At 61.7% G+C, this 18,786-nt stretch carries 19 protein-coding genes and 1 other RNA gene; 13 read left to right on the forward strand and 7 right to left on the reverse strand.

Annotated features, from left to right (window positions below; all coding sequences use genetic code 11):
* The 6 genes from trxA (at position 1) to ACLEJR_RS05580 (ending at position 7,391) form a co-directional block, all read left to right on the forward strand.
* Positions 1 to 330, forward strand: a complete 330-nt coding sequence (trxA, locus tag ACLEJR_RS05555) for a thioredoxin TrxA (protein WP_003206727.1) — start codon at positions 1 to 3, stop codon at positions 328 to 330.
* Positions 331 to 571: 241 nt separating this feature from the next.
* On the forward strand, positions 572 to 1,831 hold the full coding sequence (gene rho, locus ACLEJR_RS05560; protein ID WP_003206716.1) for a transcription termination factor Rho: 1,260 nt from the start codon (positions 572 to 574) through the stop codon (positions 1,829 to 1,831).
* A gap of 137 nt (positions 1,832 to 1,968) precedes the next feature.
* Positions 1,969 to 3,924 carry an acyltransferase family protein gene (locus tag ACLEJR_RS05565; protein WP_440812634.1) on the forward strand — a complete coding sequence of 652 codons (1,956 nt, stop codon included), beginning with the start codon at positions 1,969 to 1,971 and terminating at the stop codon, positions 3,922 to 3,924.
* A 79-nt stretch (positions 3,925 to 4,003) separates the two neighbouring features.
* Positions 4,004 to 5,470: a 4-hydroxy-3-polyprenylbenzoate decarboxylase gene (gene ubiD, locus ACLEJR_RS05570; RefSeq protein WP_440796011.1), complete on the forward strand. Its 1,467-nt coding sequence runs from the start codon at positions 4,004 to 4,006 to the stop codon at positions 5,468 to 5,470.
* On the forward strand, positions 5,470 to 6,438 hold the full coding sequence (locus tag ACLEJR_RS05575) for a CDP-6-deoxy-delta-3,4-glucoseen reductase (RefSeq protein WP_440812636.1): 969 nt from the start codon (positions 5,470 to 5,472) through the stop codon (positions 6,436 to 6,438). The genes ubiD and ACLEJR_RS05575 overlap by 1 nt, the downstream gene beginning before the upstream one ends.
* Positions 6,439 to 6,722: 284 nt before the next feature.
* Entirely contained in the window at positions 6,723 to 7,391 is a 669-nt protein-coding gene (locus tag ACLEJR_RS05580) for a gamma-glutamylcyclotransferase (RefSeq protein ID WP_440812638.1), read from the forward strand.
* Here ACLEJR_RS05580 and glpT read toward each other — a convergent pair.
* Positions 7,367 to 8,716, reverse strand: coding sequence for a glycerol-3-phosphate transporter (glpT, locus tag ACLEJR_RS05585; RefSeq protein WP_440812639.1), 1,350 nt, complete (start codon positions 8,714 to 8,716; stop codon positions 7,367 to 7,369). The two genes, ACLEJR_RS05580 and glpT, sit on opposite strands and share 25 nt — an antisense overlap.
* Before the next feature lie 275 nt (positions 8,717 to 8,991).
* On the reverse strand, positions 8,992 to 9,969 hold the full coding sequence (locus ACLEJR_RS05590; RefSeq protein WP_440812641.1) for an NADPH:quinone oxidoreductase family protein: 978 nt from the start codon (positions 9,967 to 9,969) through the stop codon (positions 8,992 to 8,994).
* Positions 9,970 to 10,119: 150 nt separating this feature from the next.
* Here ACLEJR_RS05590 and ACLEJR_RS05595 point away from each other — a divergent pair, with 150 nt between their 5' ends.
* Complete coding sequence (locus ACLEJR_RS05595) at positions 10,120 to 10,536, forward strand: flagellar basal body-associated protein FliL (protein ID WP_440796001.1); 417 nt, start codon at positions 10,120 to 10,122, stop codon at positions 10,534 to 10,536.
* A gap of 137 nt (positions 10,537 to 10,673) precedes the next feature.
* Here ACLEJR_RS05595 and ACLEJR_RS05600 read toward each other — a convergent pair whose 3' ends face one another.
* Positions 10,674 to 11,126: an EVE domain-containing protein gene (locus ACLEJR_RS05600; RefSeq protein ID WP_440812644.1), complete on the reverse strand. Its 453-nt coding sequence runs from the start codon at positions 11,124 to 11,126 to the stop codon at positions 10,674 to 10,676.
* Positions 11,127 to 11,320: 194 nt separating this feature from the next.
* On the opposite strand from ACLEJR_RS05600, the gene ACLEJR_RS05605 reads away from it, so the two are divergent.
* A complete protein-coding gene (locus ACLEJR_RS05605) occupies positions 11,321 to 11,467 on the forward strand; it encodes a hypothetical protein (protein ID WP_092179885.1) in 147 nt (48 codons plus the stop codon).
* Positions 11,468 to 11,506: 39 nt separating this feature from the next.
* Here the strand turns inward: ACLEJR_RS05605 and ACLEJR_RS05610 are convergent, their stop codons facing one another.
* The 4 genes from ACLEJR_RS05610 to ACLEJR_RS05625 all read right to left on the reverse strand — a co-directional run bounded on the left by ACLEJR_RS05610 (position 11,507) and on the right by ACLEJR_RS05625 (position 12,962).
* A complete protein-coding gene (locus ACLEJR_RS05610) occupies positions 11,507 to 12,112 on the reverse strand; it encodes a 5-formyltetrahydrofolate cyclo-ligase (protein ID WP_440812646.1) in 606 nt (201 codons plus the stop codon).
* A 116-nt stretch (positions 12,113 to 12,228) separates the two neighbouring features.
* Positions 12,229 to 12,408, reverse strand: a non-coding RNA gene (ssrS, locus tag ACLEJR_RS05615) — 6S RNA.
* A gap of 30 nt (positions 12,409 to 12,438) precedes the next feature.
* Positions 12,439 to 12,756, reverse strand: a complete 318-nt coding sequence (locus ACLEJR_RS05620; RefSeq protein WP_030138126.1) for a cell division protein ZapA — start codon at positions 12,754 to 12,756, stop codon at positions 12,439 to 12,441.
* Positions 12,753 to 12,962: a TIGR02449 family protein gene (locus ACLEJR_RS05625; RefSeq protein ID WP_025216048.1), complete on the reverse strand. Its 210-nt coding sequence runs from the start codon at positions 12,960 to 12,962 to the stop codon at positions 12,753 to 12,755. The genes ACLEJR_RS05620 and ACLEJR_RS05625 overlap by 4 nt, the downstream gene beginning before the upstream one ends.
* A 129-nt stretch (positions 12,963 to 13,091) precedes the next feature.
* Here ACLEJR_RS05625 and ACLEJR_RS05630 point away from each other — a divergent pair, with 129 nt between their 5' ends.
* The 5 genes from ACLEJR_RS05630 to ACLEJR_RS05650 all read left to right on the forward strand — a co-directional run bounded on the left by ACLEJR_RS05630 (position 13,092) and on the right by ACLEJR_RS05650 (position 18,732).
* Positions 13,092 to 13,646 (forward strand): YecA/YgfB family protein, encoded by a 555-nt coding sequence (locus ACLEJR_RS05630; RefSeq protein ID WP_440812648.1) that lies wholly within the window; start codon positions 13,092 to 13,094, stop codon positions 13,644 to 13,646.
* 27 nt (positions 13,647 to 13,673) lie between these two features.
* On the forward strand, positions 13,674 to 15,008 hold the full coding sequence (gene pepP / locus ACLEJR_RS05635; RefSeq protein ID WP_440795992.1) for a Xaa-Pro aminopeptidase: 1,335 nt from the start codon (positions 13,674 to 13,676) through the stop codon (positions 15,006 to 15,008).
* Positions 15,005 to 16,192, forward strand: a complete 1,188-nt coding sequence (gene ubiH / locus ACLEJR_RS05640; RefSeq protein WP_440812649.1) for a 2-octaprenyl-6-methoxyphenyl hydroxylase — start codon at positions 15,005 to 15,007, stop codon at positions 16,190 to 16,192. The genes pepP and ubiH overlap by 4 nt, the downstream gene beginning before the upstream one ends.
* A 67-nt stretch (positions 16,193 to 16,259) precedes the next feature.
* The gene (locus ACLEJR_RS05645; protein WP_440812808.1) at positions 16,260 to 17,477 is read left to right on the forward strand and encodes a 2-octaprenyl-3-methyl-6-methoxy-1,4-benzoquinol hydroxylase; all 1,218 of its coding nucleotides are present in this window, start codon (positions 16,260 to 16,262) and stop codon (positions 17,475 to 17,477) included.
* 250 nt (positions 17,478 to 17,727) lie between these two features.
* Positions 17,728 to 18,732 carry an extracellular solute-binding protein gene (locus ACLEJR_RS05650; protein WP_440795988.1) on the forward strand — a complete coding sequence of 335 codons (1,005 nt, stop codon included), beginning with the start codon at positions 17,728 to 17,730 and terminating at the stop codon, positions 18,730 to 18,732.
* Positions 18,733 to 18,786 lie beyond the last annotated feature (54 nt).

An 18,786-nucleotide genomic window follows, 5' to 3' on the forward strand; every position in this document is an offset into this window, starting at 1 on the left:
ATGAGCAGCGATCTGATCAAACACGTTAGCGACGCTAGCTTCGAAGCTGACGTTCTCAAGGCCGAAGGCGCTGTACTGGTGGACTATTGGGCTGAGTGGTGCGGTCCGTGCAAAATGATCGCCCCGGTCCTGGACGAGATTGCCGAGACCTACAAAGGCAAGCTGACCGTTGCCAAGCTGAACATCGACGAGAACCAGGAGACCCCGGCCAAGCACGGCGTGCGTGGTATCCCGACCCTGATGCTGTTCAAGAACGGCAACGTCGAGGCCACCAAGGTCGGCGCGCTGTCGAAGTCGCAGCTGGCGGCTTTCCTTGACGCCAACATCTAAGCGTCGAATGCCACGGCAAAGGCCCCGCAAATCGCGGGGCTTTTTCGTTGTTCGGGGCTAGACGCTCGCAAACCCAGGTGTTACATTCGGCCCCGCACCGGTTTCTCCAGTGCCCCCTGCAAGCCGTCGCCGACGCACTCCTTTCGAACAAGTACGCGATCCTGTCGCCTTCTCCGCGGCGCGGCCTCATTAAGCCAAAAGCTTAATTTCCCCCCTCCATAAATGATTACGTCATTCCTATATGAATCTGACTGAACTCAAGCAAAAGCCGATTACCGAACTGCTCGAATTGGCCGAACAGATGGGCATAGAAAATATGGCCCGTTCGCGCAAGCAGGACGTGATTTTCTCCCTGCTCAAGAAGCACGCGAAAAGCGGCGAGGAAATCTCCGGTGATGGCGTGCTGGAGATTCTCCAGGACGGCTTCGGCTTCCTCCGCTCCGCAGACGCTTCCTATCTCGCCGGCCCAGACGATATCTATGTCTCGCCGAGCCAGATCCGTCGTTTCAACTTGCGCACCGGTGACACCATCGTTGGCAAGATCCGCCCTCCCAAGGAAGGCGAGCGCTATTTCGCGCTGCTCAAGGTCGACACGATCAACTTCGATCGTCCGGAAAACGCGAAGAACAAGATTCTCTTCGAGAACCTGACCCCGCTGTTCCCGACCGTGCGCATGAAGATGGAAGCCGGCAACGGGTCCACCGAAGACCTCACCGGTCGGGTGATCGACCTGTGCGCCCCCATCGGCAAAGGCCAGCGCGGTCTGATCGTGGCGCCGCCGAAAGCGGGCAAGACGATCATGCTGCAGAACATTGCGGCCAACATCGCCCGTAACAACCCCGAAGTTCATCTGATCGTGCTGCTGATCGACGAGCGTCCGGAAGAAGTGACCGAAATGCAGCGCACCGTGCGCGGCGAAGTGGTTGCCTCGACGTTCGACGAGCCGCCAACCCGCCATGTGCAGGTTGCCGAAATGGTGATCGAGAAGGCCAAGCGCCTGGTCGAACACAAGAAGGACGTGGTGATCCTGCTGGACTCCATCACCCGTCTGGCCCGTGCCTATAACACCGTGATCCCGAGCTCCGGCAAGGTACTGACCGGTGGTGTCGATGCCCACGCCCTGGAAAAACCCAAGCGTTTCTTCGGCGCAGCGCGCAACATCGAGGAAGGCGGCTCGCTGACCATCATCGCCACCGCGCTGGTTGAAACCGGCTCGAAGATGGACGAAGTGATCTACGAGGAATTCAAGGGCACCGGCAACATGGAGCTGCCTCTGGATCGTCGTATCGCCGAGAAACGTGTGTTCCCGGCCATCAACATCAACCGCTCCGGCACCCGCCGCGAAGAGTTGCTGACCGCCGACGACGAACTGCAACGCATGTGGATCCTGCGCAAGCTGTTGCATCCGATGGATGAAGTCGCTGCCATCGAGTTCCTGGTCGACAAGTTGAAAACGACCAAGACCAACGACGAGTTCTTCTTGTCGATGAAACGCAAGTAACAAGCCGTACGCCTGGTCAAAGAGCGCCCTGAACAGGGGCGCTTTTTTTTTCGCAGCATTGGGATCAAAGTGGACAACTTTCGCAGAGCGCCAGTGTCCGTGCTTCATTACGGGTATCCAAGTTAACAGGGAGTGTTATGCATACGTTCGGCAATCGCCGTGATATCGACGGTTTGAGAGCGCTGGCCGTTATTCCGGTGGTGTTGTTCCACTTTGGCTTCAGCTCGTTCAGCGGCGGCTTCGTTGGGGTCGATGTCTTTTTCGTCATCTCGGGATTCCTGATCACCAGTATCCTGTTCCGCGAGATCGGCGCGCAACGCTTCAGCTTCGTTGACTTCTGGGCGCGCCGGGCGCGTCGCATCATCCCGGCCCTGAGCGTGATGATGCTGGCGACGCTGATCCTCGGCTGGTTGCTGCTGACGGCCAAGGACCTTTCGGAACTGGGCAGGACGGTGCGCTATCAGTCGCTGTTCATTTCCAACATCCTGTTCATGCGCGAGGATGGCTATTTCGAGCCGGCGTCGGACCTCAAGCCGCTGCTCCACACCTGGTCCCTGGCTGTGGAAGAGCAGTACTACATTTTCTTCCCGCTGCTGATGGTTTTGTTGATGCGCCATCTTCGTCATTGGCGCTGGATGCTGCTGGCCGTGCTGCTGGTTTCCTTCGGGTTGAATATTGCCTTTATCGAGCGCAAGCCCGACGTCGCTTTCTTCTCATTGCCCACCCGCGCCTGGGAGCTGTTGTGCGGGGCAATGCTTGCTGTCCTGCCGGCGCCAAGGCACGCCGTGAAGCCCTGGCTCTTTCAGAGTGTCGGCGTAGCGGGGTTGGCCGCTGTCCTGATTGCGATTTTCAGCTTCGACAAGACCACGACGTTTCCGGGATGGGCCGCCTTGCTGCCCGTGCTCGGCGCCACCGCGCTCATCTGGTCGGGTGCCCAGGGTCCATCCTGGGTCGCCCAGGCACTGAGTACCAGGGCGATGGTCTGGGTCGGCCTGCTTTCCTATTCTTTTTATCTGTGGCACTGGCCGGTCTTCGTGTATGCCAACGCCATATCCGTCGACGGTATCCAGCATGCGGAAGCTGCGGGCTGGATACTGCTGGCGCTGGGCCTGGCCTGGTTGAGCTGGCGCTTCGTCGAGCTGCCGTTCCGGGACAAGCGCCTGCTGGCCGGGCGCAGGCCGGTGTTGGTGGGGGGCTTGCTGGCCATGGCGGTCCTGGCCGTGACGGGCTCGGTGGTGCGTTCGAGCGATGGTTTTCCCCAGCGCCTGAGCGGTAAGGCGCTGGAGTATGCCCAGGCCAGGGATTGGCGGGCCGGGCAGATGAAATGCCTGCTGCTGAACTCAGACCAGATCCAGGACAGAGCGTGTCTGCTGGGTGCAAACAAAGACGCTACGGCGACCCGATTGCTCTGGGGCGACAGTCACGCGGCGGCGCTGTTGCCGGCAATCGAAGGCAACGCGACGCGAGAAGGCCGGCCGGTATGGCTGTACAGCATGAGCGGCTGTCCGCCGGTCATCAGTGATGACCTGCGACAGCGCTGCCGGGATTTCAACGAGCACACCATGGAGCAGATTCGCCGGCTGCAGATCAAGGATGTGGTGCTGGCGTCAAACTGGAGCCTGTATGTCTACGGTCGTGAAGACGGCGATCGTAAGATCTTGCTCAATGCCCATGACAGTACCATCGAGGCCGAAGCGCGAATGGCCGCTGCGCTCAAGGCACGGGTCAAGGCGATCAGGGAGGCGGGCGCCCAGGTCTGGTTGTTCAAGGAAGTACCTTTGCAGCGCAAAGCTGCAATCAGCAGACTGACGAGCCTGGCGCGGATCGGGCGTTCGGCCGAAGGATTGGGGCGTCCACTTCAGGAGCATCTGGCACGCCAGCGCTTTCTCGGCACTTTATTCGACTCGATGAGCGCTGCCGACCCCGGCGTGCACGTCATCGATCCGACGCCCCTGATGTGTGCCGGTGGGGTTTGCAGCTTGGATTTCAATGGCCATACCCAGTACAAGGACGAGGATCATCTTTCCGACGCAGGCAGTGCGCGGCTGAGTCCGCTGTTCGCTCCGGTGTTGCTGGGCACAACCGACAATTGATCAAGGCCGTGCACGCACAGGCTGCTGTTTACACGCTGGAGCAGGTAGGATGTACGCCTATTTTCGGGGTGGCATCTCAATGAAATTCAAGGATCTTCGGGATTTCGTGCAGCAGCTTGAGCAGCGCGGCGAGTTGAAACGCATCCAGGTACCTGTCTCTCCAGTGTTGGAAATGACGGAAGTCTGCGACCGCACGCTTCGGGCCAAGGGGCCGGCGCTGTTGTTCGAAAACCCTACGGGCTACGACATCCCGGTGCTGGGCAACCTGTTCGGTACACCGGAACGCGTGGCGCTGGGCATGGGCGCCGACTCGGTCAGCGAGCTGCGCGAGATTGGCAAGCTGCTGGCGTTTCTCAAGGAGCCCGAACCGCCCAAAGGCCTGAAGGATGCCTGGTCCAAGCTGCCGATATTCCGCAAGATCATTTCCATGGCGCCGAAAGTCGTCAAGGATGCGATCTGCCAGGAAGTGGTGATCGAGGGCGACGACGTCGACCTGGCGATGCTTCCCGTGCAGACTTGCTGGCCGGGCGACGTGGGGCCGTTGATCACCTGGGGCCTGACCGTCACCAAAGGCCCGAACAAGGATCGCCAGAACCTGGGTATCTATCGCCAGCAGGTCATTGGCCGCAACAAGGTCATCATGCGCTGGCTGAGCCACCGGGGCGGGGCATTGGACTATCGCGAGTGGTGCGAAAAGCATCCCGGCCAGCCCTTCCCGGTGTCGGTGGCCCTGGGCGCGGACCCGGCAACCATTCTCGGCGCCGTCACGCCGGTGCCCGACAGCCTCTCCGAATACGCCTTTGCCGGCCTGTTGCGCGGCAACCGCACGGAACTGGTGAAGTGCCGGGGTAACGACCTGCAGGTGCCGGCCACCGCCGAGATCATCCTCGAAGGCGTGATCCATCCCGGCGAAATGGCCGATGAAGGTCCCTATGGCGACCACACCGGTTACTACAATGAAGTCGACAGCTTCCCGGTGTTCACCGTCGAACGCATCACCCATCGCATCAAGCCGATCTACCACAGCACCTATACCGGCCGTCCGCCGGATGAGCCGGCGATTCTCGGCGTGGCGCTGAATGAAGTGTTCGTGCCGATCCTGCAAAAGCAGTTTCCGGAAATCACCGATTTCTACCTGCCGCCCGAAGGCTGTTCGTATCGCATGGCCGTGGTGACCATGAAGAAGTCGTATCCGGGGCACGCCAAGCGGGTGATGCTGGGGGTCTGGTCGTTTTTGCGACAGTTCATGTATACCAAGTTCGTTATCGTCACTGACGACGATATCAACGCACGGGACTGGAACGACGTGATCTGGGCCATCACCACGCGCATGGACCCCAAGCGCGACACGGTGATGATCGACAACACGCCGATCGACTACCTGGACTTTGCCTCGCCGGTTTCTGGCCTGGGGTCGAAGATGGGGCTCGACGCCACGCATAAGTGGCCTGGTGAAACCACCCGTGAATGGGGGCGGGTTATCGTCAAGGATGAAGCCGTTACCCAACGGATCGATGCCATCTGGAATCAGTTAGGAATAGATTGATGCGTGTGACCTTGCAGCCTTCCGGGGCGGTGCTGGAGATAAGGCCCGCCGAGCGGATTCTCGATGGCGCGCGGCGCCTGGGCTACGAATGCCCGCAAAGCTGCCGCAACGGCAACTGCCACGTCTGTGGGGCGTTGCTGGTGGAGGGCCGCGTCGAGCAGGCTGGCGAGGTGCGCGATCACGGTGAGATTTTCACCTGCATCGCCGAACCCCTGGAGGACTGCGTGGTGCTGTGGGATGGTGTGCTGGCGCCGGGCGAGCTGCCGGTGCGCAAGTTGGCGTGCCAGGTCGTCGAGGTTGCCGACATGGGCGGTGACGTCTGGCGAGTGCGCCTGCGTGCGCCGGCGGGCAAGCCGCCGCGCTATCACGCGGGGCAGTACCTGATGATCGAGCGGGAAAACGGCGAGAAATCGGCGTTCTCCCTGGCCTCGGCCCCACATTCCGGACGTGAGCTCGAGTTGCATGTCCTGGCACGCGAAAGCAGTGCACAGACGCTGTTGGAGCAGTTGCGGCGCAACCCCACAGTGCGTGTCGAAATGCCGTTCGGCGACACTCACTTGTCCGAGCTGCCTGATGGCCCGCTGGTGCTGATCGCCGCCGGGACCGGGATGGCGCAGATGCACAGCCTGATCGAGCATTGTCGGGCCCACGGCTTCAAGTACCCGGTGCACTTGTACTGGGGCGTGCGGCGGCCGGAGGATTTCTATGAGATCGAGCATTGGGATGAATGGCGCAAGCTGCCAAACCTGTACCTGCACAAAGTCGTCAGCGATTTGTGTGGCTGGGAAGGTCGTTGCGGAATGCTCCACGAAGCCGTATGCGAGGACCTCCGCGACCTTTCGGGTGTGCACGTCTACGCCAGCGGTTCGCCTGCGATGATCTACGGCACCCTCGATGCGCTGGTAGAAGCCGGGATGGATGCCCACCAGATGCGCGCCGACGTGTTTGCCTACGCTCCACGGGCGTGAACCACTGAACCCGGGGCGCGCCGTTTGTGGCGAGGGAGCTTGCTCCCGCTGGGCTGCGAAGCGGCCCCAGGATTTTTAATGGGCGCTTCGCACCCAAGCGGGAGCAAGCTCCCTCGCCACGATGTTTTATAACCCCGTATATTTCGTATCGGTATTTAGGCTCGGGCCTGAATGCCGATAACGTATATAGGCGCGCCATGGCATTTAACTTGCCTTGTTCCTGCCGAACGTCAGCAGCCTGACGCACCAAGCCATTCCGAATCGCGAGCCAAACGCTACCGGCCATGACCGCTATCGAATCCGCCATTACCTGTACCCTCTATCCTCCACGCCTCGACATGGGGCCACGGCTGACCCGTGAACAATTGTTCGCCTCGATGCAATCGACCATGAACCTGCACCAAGGTGGGCCGGTCTGGCTGTTCGCATACGGCTCATTGATCTGGCGGCCCGAATGCACGGCGGTGGAACGGGTACGCGGCCGGGTCCATGGCTATCATCGGGGTTTGTACCTGTGGTCCCATGAGCATCGCGGCACTCCGGAAATGCCGGGGCTGGTGTTCGGGCTGGATCGGGGCGGTTCGTGCAGCGGTTTTGCCTACCGGTTGCCGGAAGAAAACCTCGAAGACTCGTTGTTTGCCTTGTGGCAGCGCGAGATGCCGGTTCCGTCCTACCGTCCCCACTGGCTCAGTTGCCGCCTCGAGGATGGTAGCCGGGTGCAAGCCTTGGGGTTTGTGCTGGAACGGCACCTGCCCAGCTATGCCGGCAATCTGCCGGACCATGTGCTGAGCCAGGTGTTCGAAAGCGCTTGCGGACGGTTTGGCACCACTCGCGATTATGTCGAGCAGACGATCCAGGCCCTGCGCAGCCACGCCATGCCAGACCGGAATCTGGAGGCGCGGCTCAAGCGCTGCAAATCAGCGCAGGATCAGGCCACCGCTTCGCGGCTCTGACTGGCGACTTGCTTGTGCCACAAGGTTGGCGCAAGGAAAGCCATTGCCAGCAGGCAGGCACCGATCAGCAGGACAAATCCACCGTTCCAGCCAAAGTGGTCGACGGTGTAGCCCATGGCGGCACTCGCCGCGACCGAGCCGCCCAGGTAACCAAACAGACCGGTAAAACCGGCAGCGGTGCCGGCGGCTTTCTTCGGTGCCAGCTCCAGGGCCTGCAAACCGATCAGCATGACCGGGCCGTAGATCAGGAAACCGATCGACACCAGGGCGATCATGTCGACGGTCGGATTGCCCGCCGGGTTCAGCCAGTAAACCAGCGTCGCCACGGTCACCAGGGCCATGAACACCATGCCGGTCAGGCCACGGTTGCCGCGAAAGATCTTGTCCGACATCCAGCCGCACAGCAGCGTGCCGGGAATGCCTGCCCACTCATAGAAGAAATAAGCCCAGGAGCTCTTGTCCACGGTGAAACCCTTGGCTTCCTTGAGGTAGGTGGGTGCCCAGTCCAGCACGCCGTAGCGCAGCAGGTAGACGAACACGTTGGCCATGGCGATGTACCAGAGCATTTTGTTGCGCAGCACGTACTTGACGAAGATTTCCTTGGCGCTGAATTCGTTCTCGTGGCTGGCGTCGTAGCCTTCCGGGTAGTCGTTCTTGTACTTCTCGATCGGCGGCAGGCCTACCGATTGCGGCGTGTCGCGCATGGTCACGAAGGCAAACACCGCGACGGCGAGCGCTACGGCAGCGGGTACATAAAACGCCGCATGCCAATCATTGAACCAGCCCATCCCCAGCAGGAACAGCGGGCCGATCAGGCCGCCGCCGACGTTGTGCGCCACGTTCCAAACCGACACCACGCCGCCGCGCTCCTTTTGCGACCACCAGTGCACCATGGTCCGGCCACTGGGCGGCCAACCCATGCCTTGGGCCCAGCCGTTGATGAACAACAGGATGAACATCATCGTTACGCTGGACGTCGCCCAGGGCGCGAAACCGAAAATGAACATCACGCCTGCCGACACCAACAGCCCGAATGGCAGGAAATACCGCGGGTTGGAGCGGTCGGACACCAGGCCCATCAGGAATTTCGAAAGCCCGTAGGCGATGGCGATGGCCGACATGGCCAGGCCCAGTTGGCCACGGCTGTAGCCTTCGTCGATCAGATAGGGCATCGCCAGGGAAAAGTTCTTGCGCAGCAAGTAATACCCGGCATAGCCAATGAAAATCCCGGCGAAGATCTGCCAGCGCAGGCGTCGGTAGGTGCTGTCTATTTTTTCTTCAGGCAATGACGCCTGATGTGCGGCAGGACGAAAGAAGGCAAACATTCAAGGGCTCCAGATTCTTGTTATGACTGCGGATGCGAATGTTACAGTTTCGTTACCGAAAATAGCATTGCTTCTCATCGCTTAAACAGCGGAATTTTTGCCGGTGGATGTTCTTAAGCGAACATTTCTTTCGGACGCTGGTGAAAGCAATGTAGGAAAACGTCCGTCTTGCGGGCTTCTACAGGTGGGAGGAGAAGGCTATAGGAAGGGGATGACGAATGGTTGTTACTGACCAATGGCGGCCCGACGCAGGATGCCCGGACCGCCGTGATCTTTCAGCGCACCTGCACGACAACTTTCCCCACGGCCTTGCGCTGACCCAAGTCATTGATCGCCTGGGCGGCATGTTCCAATGGGTAAACCTGTGAGACCAGCGGCTTGAGCTTACCCTCGCTGAACCAGCCGAACAGCTGCTGGAAATTCGCCGCGTTGTCTTGGGGCTGGCGCTGGGCGAAGGAGCCCCAGAACACGCCCATCACCGCGGCACCCTTGAGCAGGGCGAGGTTGACCGGCAGCTCCGGGATGCGCCCACTGGCAAAACCGACCACCAGCAGCCGGCCGTTCCAGGCGATGGCACGAATGGCCTGGTCGAACAGGTCGCCGCCGACCGGGTCGTAGATCACGTCGGCGCCCTGGCCGTCGGTGAGGCGCTTGATTTCGTCCTTGAGGCTGGTTTCGCTGTAGTTGATCAATTCGTCGGCCCCGGCTGTCTTGGCGACCGCGAGCTTTTTCGCGCTGCTGGCGGCGGCGATCACCCGAGCGCCCATGGCCTTGCCGATCTCCACCGCGGCCAGCCCGACCCCACCGGAGGCGCCGAGTACCAACAGCGTTTCGCCGGGCTGTAGATTGGCCCGCTGCTTGAGCGCGTGCATCGAGGTGCCATAGGTCATGCTGAATGCCGCGGCGGTATCGAAATCCATGGACGGCGGGATCGGCAGCACGTTGTAGCCGGGTACCGCCACCTGCTCGGCAAAACTGCCCCAGCCGGTCAATGCCATGACCCGGTCGCCGACTTTCAGATGGCTGATCTTTTCACCGACTTCGCTGACCACTCCCGCCGCCTCGCCGCCCGGGGAAAACGGGAAGGGTGGCTTGAACTGATATTTGCCCTCGATTATCAGGGTGTCAGGGAAGTTCACCCCGGCGGCATGCACGTCCAGCAGCACTTCGTTCTTTTTCGCGACAGGGCTGGCGACCTCTTCCAGCACCAGCGATTCGGCAGGACCGAATTCTTTGCACAGCACGGCTTTCATCAGGGCTATTCCTTTGGGAGTGATGGCCGATAAGTGTAGGTGTGAGAGTCAACGGGTCAACGAGCATGCCCCGCCCTGATAGCCGGCCATAAGCTTGTGCTTGAACGGTGGGGCGGTATGCTGGGCCGCAAACCGGATGAGGAGTCGAATGTGAAAGCGTGGATCATGTTGATGCTGGCCCTGTCGCTGCCAATGGCAGTGATGGCTGAAGAGGCCAAGGAAGCCAAAGAAGGCGAGGCGCCGAAAGTCAGCTACATCACTCTCAGCCCGCCGTTCGTGGGCAATTATGGCCTGGACGGCACGGCGAAGCTGAAAGTCTACAAGGCCGACGTGGCCCTGCGCGTGACCGGCGACGCCGCCGCTGCGGCGGTGAAGGCCAACGAGCCGCTGATTCGCAACCAGTTGGTGGCATTGTTCTCGCAGCAGACCAGCGAAACGATGAACAACCTGGAAGCCAAGGAAAAGCTGCGTCAGGAAGCGTTGAAGCAGACCCAGCAGGTGATGAACGACGAGACCGGCAAGCCGATGGTGGATGATCTGTTGTTCAATAACCTGATTATTCAGTGAGTTTTGTGTTGTTCGGGCTGGCCTATCGCGAGCAGGCTCGCTCCCACAGTATCCGAGGTGGGTGCAGATCATGTGTCTATCAGACCCCTGTGGGAGCGAGCTTGCTCGCGATAGCGGTTTATCAGTCCGGATACCGCTCAAGGTCGCAACGCAATCACCGCCGCCCACTGCTCGGCCGTCACCGGCATCACCGACAGCCGGGAGCCTTTCTGCACCAGCGGCATTTCAGCCAGAGCGGTTTGCTGTTTGAGGTAGTCGAGTTTCAGTACGCGGGGAAAGGTTTCGACATGGGCGACATCGATCGCGGTCCAGGGGTTTTTCTCCGCACTGGCCTTCGGGTCGAAGTAGTGGCTGTCGGGCTCCAGTGCCGTCGGGTCAGGGTAGGCCGTACGAACGATCTGCCCGATCCCGGCAATGCCCGGCTCGGGGCAACTGGAGTGGTAGAAAAAAAATGAGTCGCCGACTGCCATGTCCCGCAGGAAGTTGCGTGCCTGGTAGTTGCGAACCCCGTCCCAGCGTGCCTGGCCGAGTTTTTCCAGGCCTTGGATGGACAGTTCGTCGGGCTCGGATTTCATCAGCCAGTAGGCCATGATTTCTACTCCTGGGCGGTGTGGTTAAAATAGTTCAGCGATTTTATGACAAACCGACAGTCGGTTGACGCCAGAGTTTGCGTGTATTCTCAGGTTGCCGCAAAATGCCGGCCTTCCAAGCTTGACGCTGCTGCACGGCCAATAAGAAAACCGCTGCTGTCATCGTGTGTGATATGCCTTGAGGGGGGCAATCGATGAAACGCAAACCGGATTTGTTGTGGATTCTGGTCATTCTGTTCGGCCTGGGTGTCGTGACCACGGGTTACGCCCAAAGCCTGTGGGCCAGCAAGACTGAGGCGCCCATGGATATTACCCAGCCTGCGCCGTCGCTTAAACGCTGAACCTTTGCTCCAGGCGCCGCTGATATCTGCGGCGTCTGTCTACCCTGCGATATACCATCGCCTGTCACTGACCGTTCCCTGTAGCGGCACATCCCAGCTTGCCTGCGTCAACCGCTCGACCTTCTGGCATTCATGGGCCAGCCCCAGCAGCGTCGGCTTGCGCCACTGCCCGCGTCGCGCCAGGTACGCCAGGCTGCGGTCGTAGAAACCGCCGCCCATGCCCAGGCGGCCTCCCGCATCGTCAAATCCCACCAGCGGCAGCAACACCAGGTCCAGTGCCCAGACCTTGCGTTGGCGGGCGATATTCATCTGGGGTTCGAGGATGCGAAACCGATTGGGGCGCAGCTTTTCGCCGGGGCGGATGCGTTGGAAAACCATCTTGGTCTGCGGCCAGGGGCTTAGCACCGGCAGATAAGTAGCCTTGCCCCGGCGCTGGGCGGCGCGCAGCAACAGGCGCGGATCAATCTCGCCATCGTTGGGCAGGTACAGGGCGATGTGCCGCGCACGACGAAACAGCGGATGCTGGGCCAGTTGCCGATAGAGACCGTGGGCCGCCTGCTTCTGCTGCGCGGGCGTCAGGGCGCGACGAGCCTGGCGCAGCAGGCGGCGAAGTTGCGGGCGGGACAGTGGCGCAGAATCGGTCATATCGAGGCTTCACGCTGTGGCGATGCACCACAGCGTAACCGCAAACCGGCGCGCTCAGGAATGCCTGCGCCAGAAACGACAATGCCAGTCCGTATGGACTGGCATTGCCTGGGATCAGGCTCCCCGGATGAACCGCTGTCGGCTTAGCCCTTGAACCCGAAAGTTCAAGGTGGAAGTTGCAGGAGGCGTTAAGGCTTTCCGTCAAGCGGACATGCACACCGGCCCCAACGTGCAACCCCCGTGGTTGTGCGTATCGGCTCAGGGACATCACCAACTGGCAAGCACCCCAGGGAGTGACGCAAGTATACCCCAGGCAGCCTCGCGAATCAGCCCTTGCTGACGTCCGGATCAGTGGCGAGCACCAGATCCACGCGTTCGAGCAGGTCGCGCACCTGTTCGCGGGTCGAGCCGCTGACTTGCAGGTCCGGCGTATCCTGGCGATGCAGCAGGTCGTGGGTGATGTTCAAGGCAGCCATTACGGCGATGCGGTCGGCGCCGATGACTTTGCCGCTGCTGCGGATCTCGCGCATCTTGCCGTCCAGGTAACGGGCGGCGCTCACCAGGTTGCTGCGCTCTTCCTGGGGGCAGATGATCGAATACTCTTTGTCGAGGATCTGCACGGTAACGCTATTGCTTGAACTCATGAGTCTTGCTCCAGGGCCTTGAGGCGCGAAATCATCGATTCGACCTTACGCCGGGCGATTTCGTTTTTTTCAATGAGGTGCGCGCGTTCCTCGCGCCAGGTTTTTTCCTGAGCTAATAAGAGTCCGTTCTGGCTTTTAAGTTGCTCGACCCGGTCAATTAACAATTCGAGTCTGGCCATCAGCGCTTGCAGGTCGTTGTCTTCCATTGTGTCCACTGAAGATTGTGTCTGATGGGGAATGAGGGTCGCACAGCCTCTGATAGTCTTGGCGAGTCTGTCGATGTAGGATACAAGGCCTCCATTCTAGACATAGCGCCGTCTGGCGCCTAGCTGCCCATGCCCATTCAGAACTCCCCGTATCAAGCATTCGCCACCCTGCTGAGCACCAGCGGCCATCCTGTCTCGCCCGCCGAACTGCACGGCCTGTTGCTGGGGCGCAGCTGCGCCGGCGCCGGCTTCGATGCCGACGGCTGGCTGGCCGACGCTGCCGAGCTGCTGGAAGGCGAGCCGGCGGACAACGTCCGTAACGCGCTGATCGGCCTGCAGGAAATGGTCAAGGGCGAGTTGACCAGCGATGACATGACCGTCGTCTTGCTGCTGCCCACCGACGATGCGCCGCTGGCCGAACGTGCCGCTGCGCTGGGCCAATGGTGCCAGGGCTTCCTCGCCGGCTTCGGCCTGACCCGCCGCGAATACGCGCTGAGTGAAGAAGCCAAGGAAGTGTTGCAGGATCTGGCTGCGATCTCCCAGGTCCAGGACGCCCTGGAAGAATCCGATGATGGCGAGAGTGACTACATGGAAGTGATGGAGTACCTGCGGGTCGCGCCGTTGCTGCTGTTCACCGAGACCAGGAAAACCGCGGAACCGGCCGCCAAGCCGTCCTTGCACTGATCGCTAGAAAGGGATCACCGTCTGCCCATGATTCATATCCCGAAATCGGAATACAGCCGTCGCCGCAAGGCCTTGATGGCGCAGATGGAGCCCAACAGCATCGCAATCCTGCCCGCCGCCGCCGTTGCGATCCGCAACCGCGATGTCGAGCACGTCTATCGCCAGGACAGCGACTTCCAGTACCTGAGCGGCTTTCCCGAGCCACAGGCGGTCATCGTGCTGATGCCCGGCCGGGCCCATGGCGAGTACATCCTGTTCTGTCGCGAGCGCAATGCCGAGCGCGAGTTGTGGGATGGCCTGCGCGCCGGCCAGGAAGGCGCGGTCCGTGACTACGGCGCCGACGACGCGTTCCCCATCACCGATATCGACGACATCCTGCCGGGCCTGATCGAAGGCCGCGACCGGGTGTATTCGGCCATGGGCAGCAACCCCGAATTCGACCGGCACCTCATGGAATGGATCAACGTGATCCGCTCCAAGGCCAACCTCGGCGCCCAGCCGCCGAACGAATTCGTTGCCCTGGATCACCTGCTCCACGACATGCGCCTGTATAAGTCTGCGGCAGAATTGAAAGTGATGCGTGAAGCGGCGCGGATTTCCGCCCAGGCTCATGTCCGGGCGATGCAGGCGGCACGGCCGGGGCTGTATGAGTTCAGCCTGGAAGCCGAGCTCGACTATGAGTTTCGCAAGGGCGGGGCGAAGATGCCGGCCTATGGTTCGATCGTCGCGGCGGGGCGCAACAGTTGCATCCTGCACTATCAGCAGAACGACGCGCCGCTCAAGGACGGTGACCTGGTCCTGATCGACGCCGGGTGCGAGATCGATTGCTACGCCAGTGATATCACCCGCACCTGGCCGGTCAACGGCCGGTTTTCGCCGGAACAGAAGGCGATCTACGAAGTGGTGCTGGCGGCGCAGGAAGCGGCGTTCACCGAGATTGCGCCCAACAAGCACTGGAACCAGGCCCATGAGGCGACGGTCCGGGTCATCACCGAAGGGTTGGTGCGCCTGGGGCTGCTCGAAGGCGAGGTGGATGAATTGATCGCCAGCGAAGCCTACCGGGCGTTCTACATGCACCGCGCCGGGCACTGGCTGGGCATGGACGTACATGACGTCGGTGAATACCGGGTCGGTGGCGAGTGGCGGGTATTGGAAGTCGGCATGACGCTGACGGTCGAGCCGGGCATCTACATCAGCCCGAACAACCGCAGCGTCGCAAAAAAATGGCGCGGCATTGGCGTGCGCATCGAGGATGACGTAGTAGTGACCCGAACCGGTTGTGAAATCCTGACCCGAGGCGTGCCCAAGACGGTCGCCGAAATCGAGGCCCTGATGGCCGCTGCGCGGACGGACGCGGCATGAGTCGGGTCAACCTGGCGATCATCGGCGGTGGCCTGGTCGGCGCGAGCCTGGCTTTAGCCCTGCAAGCCGGCGCCAAGGCTCGCGGCTGGAAGATCATGCTGATCGAGCCCTTTGCCCCTGGCGATACCTGGCAACCGAGCTACGATGCGCGATCCTCGGCGCTGTCCTACGGCGCCCGGCAGATCTATCAGCGCCTGGGTATCTGGCAACAGATTTCCCGACGCGCCGAACCGATCAAGCAGATTCATGTGTCCGATCGCGGGCGGTTTTCCACGGCACGCCTGTCGGCCATGGAAGAGGGCGTTCCGGCGCTGGGCTACGTCGTGGAAAACGCCTGGCTCGGCCAGTGCCTGTGGCAGGGCCTGGACAAAGAGGTGGTCAGTTGGCGCTGTCCGGCCCAGGTTACACGGATGGAGCCGCTGGTCGGCGGGTATCGCCTGACCCTGGACGACGAAACTACCCTCGAATGCGAACTTGCCGTGCTGGCGGATGGAGGCCGCTCCGGCCTGCGCGAGCAACTGGGCGTCGGCGTGCGCAATCGACCGTACGACCAGAGCGCTTTGATCGCCAATGTCACGCCCAGCGAAGCTCACAACGGCATGGCTTTCGAACGCTTCACCGATGACGGCCCGATGGCCTTCCTGCCGCTGCCGGAAAATCGCTGTGCCCTGGTCTGGACCCGCCAGGGCATGGACGCGCAACGGTTGGCGGCCCTCGACGAGCGAAGTTTCCTCAGTGAATTGCAGGGCGTGTTCGGCTATCGCCTGGGTACGCTGAAGCAAGTGGGCGTGCGGCATCTGTATCCGTTGGCGCTGGTAGAGGCTGAAGAGCAGGTTCGTCCCCACCTGGCAATCCTCGGCAACGCCGCCCACAGCCTGCATCCGATCGCCGGGCAAGGCTTCAACCTGTCCCTGCGCGACGCCCAGGCGTTAGCCGACGCCTTGCTCGACAGCGACAGCGAGCCGGGGGATTTCGCCGTGCTGCAAGCCTATCGCGAGCGCCAGCGGCTGGACCAGACCCTGACCGTGGGCTTCTCCGATCAGGTCACCAGGCTGTTCAGCAGCAAGCTGCCGTTGGTGTCCCTGGGCCGCAACCTCGGCCTGCTGGGCCTCGACCTGCTGCCGCCGGCCAAGCGCTGGTTCGCCCGCCAGGCCATGGGGCTGGGAACGCGCCCGGATGTTTGAATCAGGCGCTGGTTTTTCTTTTCATGGGCGGCTGAAGCCGCCAGCAAAACAGGCTTAAAGCATGGAATTGCGTGCAGATCTGCTGATTGTCGGCGCCGGTATGGTCGGCAGCGCCCTGGCGCTGGCCTTGCAGGACAGTGGCTTGCAAGTGCTGCTGCTCGACGGCGGCGGGATGAGCGTCAAACCGTTCGATGCCCAGGCCGCGTTCGAACCGCGGGTCAGTGCGCTGTCGGCCGCCAGCCAGCGGATTCTCGAACGTCTGGGCGTGTGGGAAGGCATCACCGCCCGGCGCGCCAGCCCCTACACCGACATGCACGTCTGGGACGGCAGCGGCACCGGGCAGATTCACTTCTCGGCCGCCAGCCTGCACGCCGATGTGCTCGGGCACATCGTCGAGAATCGGGTAGTGCAGGATGCCTTGCTGGACCGTCTGCATGACTGCGACCTCGGTCTGTTGGCCAATGCGCGGCTGGAACAGATGCGTCGGTCCGGCGACGACTGGCTGTTGACCCTGGCCGATGGCCGCACGTTGCGGGCACCGCTGGTGATCGCCGCCGACGGGGCAAATTCCGCCGTGCGCCGGCTGACGGGCGTCGCGACCCGTGAATGGGATTACCTGCACCACGCCATCGTCACCAGCGTGCGCAGCGCCCAGCCTCATCGAATGACCGCCTGGCAGCGCTTCACCGACAACGGTCCGCTGGCGTTCTTGCCGTTGGAACGCGATGGCCAAAAGGATTGGTGCTCGATCGTCTGGTCCACCACCCCCAGCGAGGCACAGCGCTTGATGGCGCTTGAAGACGTTGAATTCTGCGGTGAGCTGGAGCGGGCTTTCGAAGGCCGGCTCGGCAGCGTCCTGGCTGCCGACCCGCGCCTGTGCGTGCCGCTGCGCCAGCGCCACGCCAAGCGCTACGTGGCCGAAGGGCTGGCGCTGATCGGCGATGCGGCCCATACCATCCACCCGTTGGCCGGGCAGGGCGTGAACCTGGGTTTCCTCGACGCCGCCGTGCTGGCTGAAGTGCTGTTGCAGGCGGCCGGGCGGGGCGAACGTCTGGCGGGCGTCAAGGTGTTGAGCCGCTACGAGCGGCGCCGCATGCCGCATAACCTGGCGCTGATGGCGGCGATGGAAGGGTTCGAGCGATTGTTCCAGGCCGATCCGTTGCCGGTGCGCTGGCTGCGCAACACCGGGTTAAAGCTGGTGGATCGCATGCCTGAAGCCAAGGCACTGTTCGTGCGCGAGGCGCTGGGGTTGATCGGGGATCTGCCGGAGCTGGCCAAGACCTGAGATGTGGGGTGGGGGCTTATGGCCTCATCGCGAGCAGGCTCGCTCCCACAGTGGGTCTTCAGCGAACACATAATCTGTGGCCCGACAGAGAGCCCTGTGGGAGCGAGCCTGCTCGCGATGGGATCCCCCCGATTACCACGCCGTACCCTTATCGCAACATTTGGAAATGTCTCCACCCACTGTTCGATTGAGAAGCCAAATGTGAGTCCTTATCATTTGCGCACTTTCACAGTTCCGAGAGACCGCTCCCATGTTGGCACCCAAGCGCCTGCTGTCCGCCCTCGCCCTGACCTTGATCGGCTCCACGGTCGCCCAGGCCGCCGACGAGGTTGTGGTCTATTCCTCACGTATCGATGAACTGATCAAACCGGTCTTCGATGCCTACACCCGCAAGACCGGCGTAGCGGTGAAGTTCATCACCGACAAGGAAGCCCCGCTGATGCAGCGGATCAAGGCCGAAGGCGAAAACGCCACCGCCGACCTGCTGCTCACCGTCGATGCCGGGAACCTCTGGCAGGCTGAGCAGATGGGAATCCTCCAGCCATTCACCTCGCCGGTGATCGATGCCAACATCCCGCCTCAATACCGCGCATCGTCCCATGCCTGGACCGGCCTGAGCCTGCGGGCGCGGACCATTGCCTACTCGACCGACCGGGTCAAGCCGGGCGAGCTGAGCACCTACGAAGCCCTGGCCGGTGATGCATGGGAAGGCCGCTTGTGCCTGCGTACGTCCAAGAAGGTCTATAACCAGTCCCTGACCGCGACCCTGATAGAAACCCACGGTGCTCAGAAAGCCGAGCAAATCCTCCAGGGTTGGGTGAAGAACCTGTCCACCGACGTGTTCTCCGACGACACCGCGCTGCTTGAGGCGATCAATGCCGGGCAATGCGACGTCGGTATCGTCAACACCTATTACTATGGTCGCCTGCACCAGCAGAATCCGGACCTGAAGGTCAAGCTGTTCTGGCCGAACCAGGCGGATCGGGGCGTGCACATCAACCTGTCGGGCATTGGCCTGACCCGATATGCCCCGCATCCGGAGGCTGCAAAAAAACTGGTGGAATGGATGACCACGCCTGAGGCGCAAAGTATCTTCGCAGACGTCAACCAGGAGTTCCCGGCCAACCCGAACGTGGCGCCGTCCAAGGAAGTGGCCGCCTGGGGCGCATTCAAGGCTGATACCTTGCCGGTGGAAGTGGCCGGCAAGCGCCAGGCCGAGGCCATTCGCCTGATGGATCGCGCCGGCTGGCGCTAAATCCCCTCGCCACAATGCTCCTGCGACTGGTTATTCTGAGTCGTAAACAAGTGC

Source organism: Pseudomonas sp. SMN5, from assembly GCF_052041925.1.
GTDB lineage: Bacteria > Pseudomonadota > Gammaproteobacteria > Pseudomonadales > Pseudomonadaceae > Aquipseudomonas.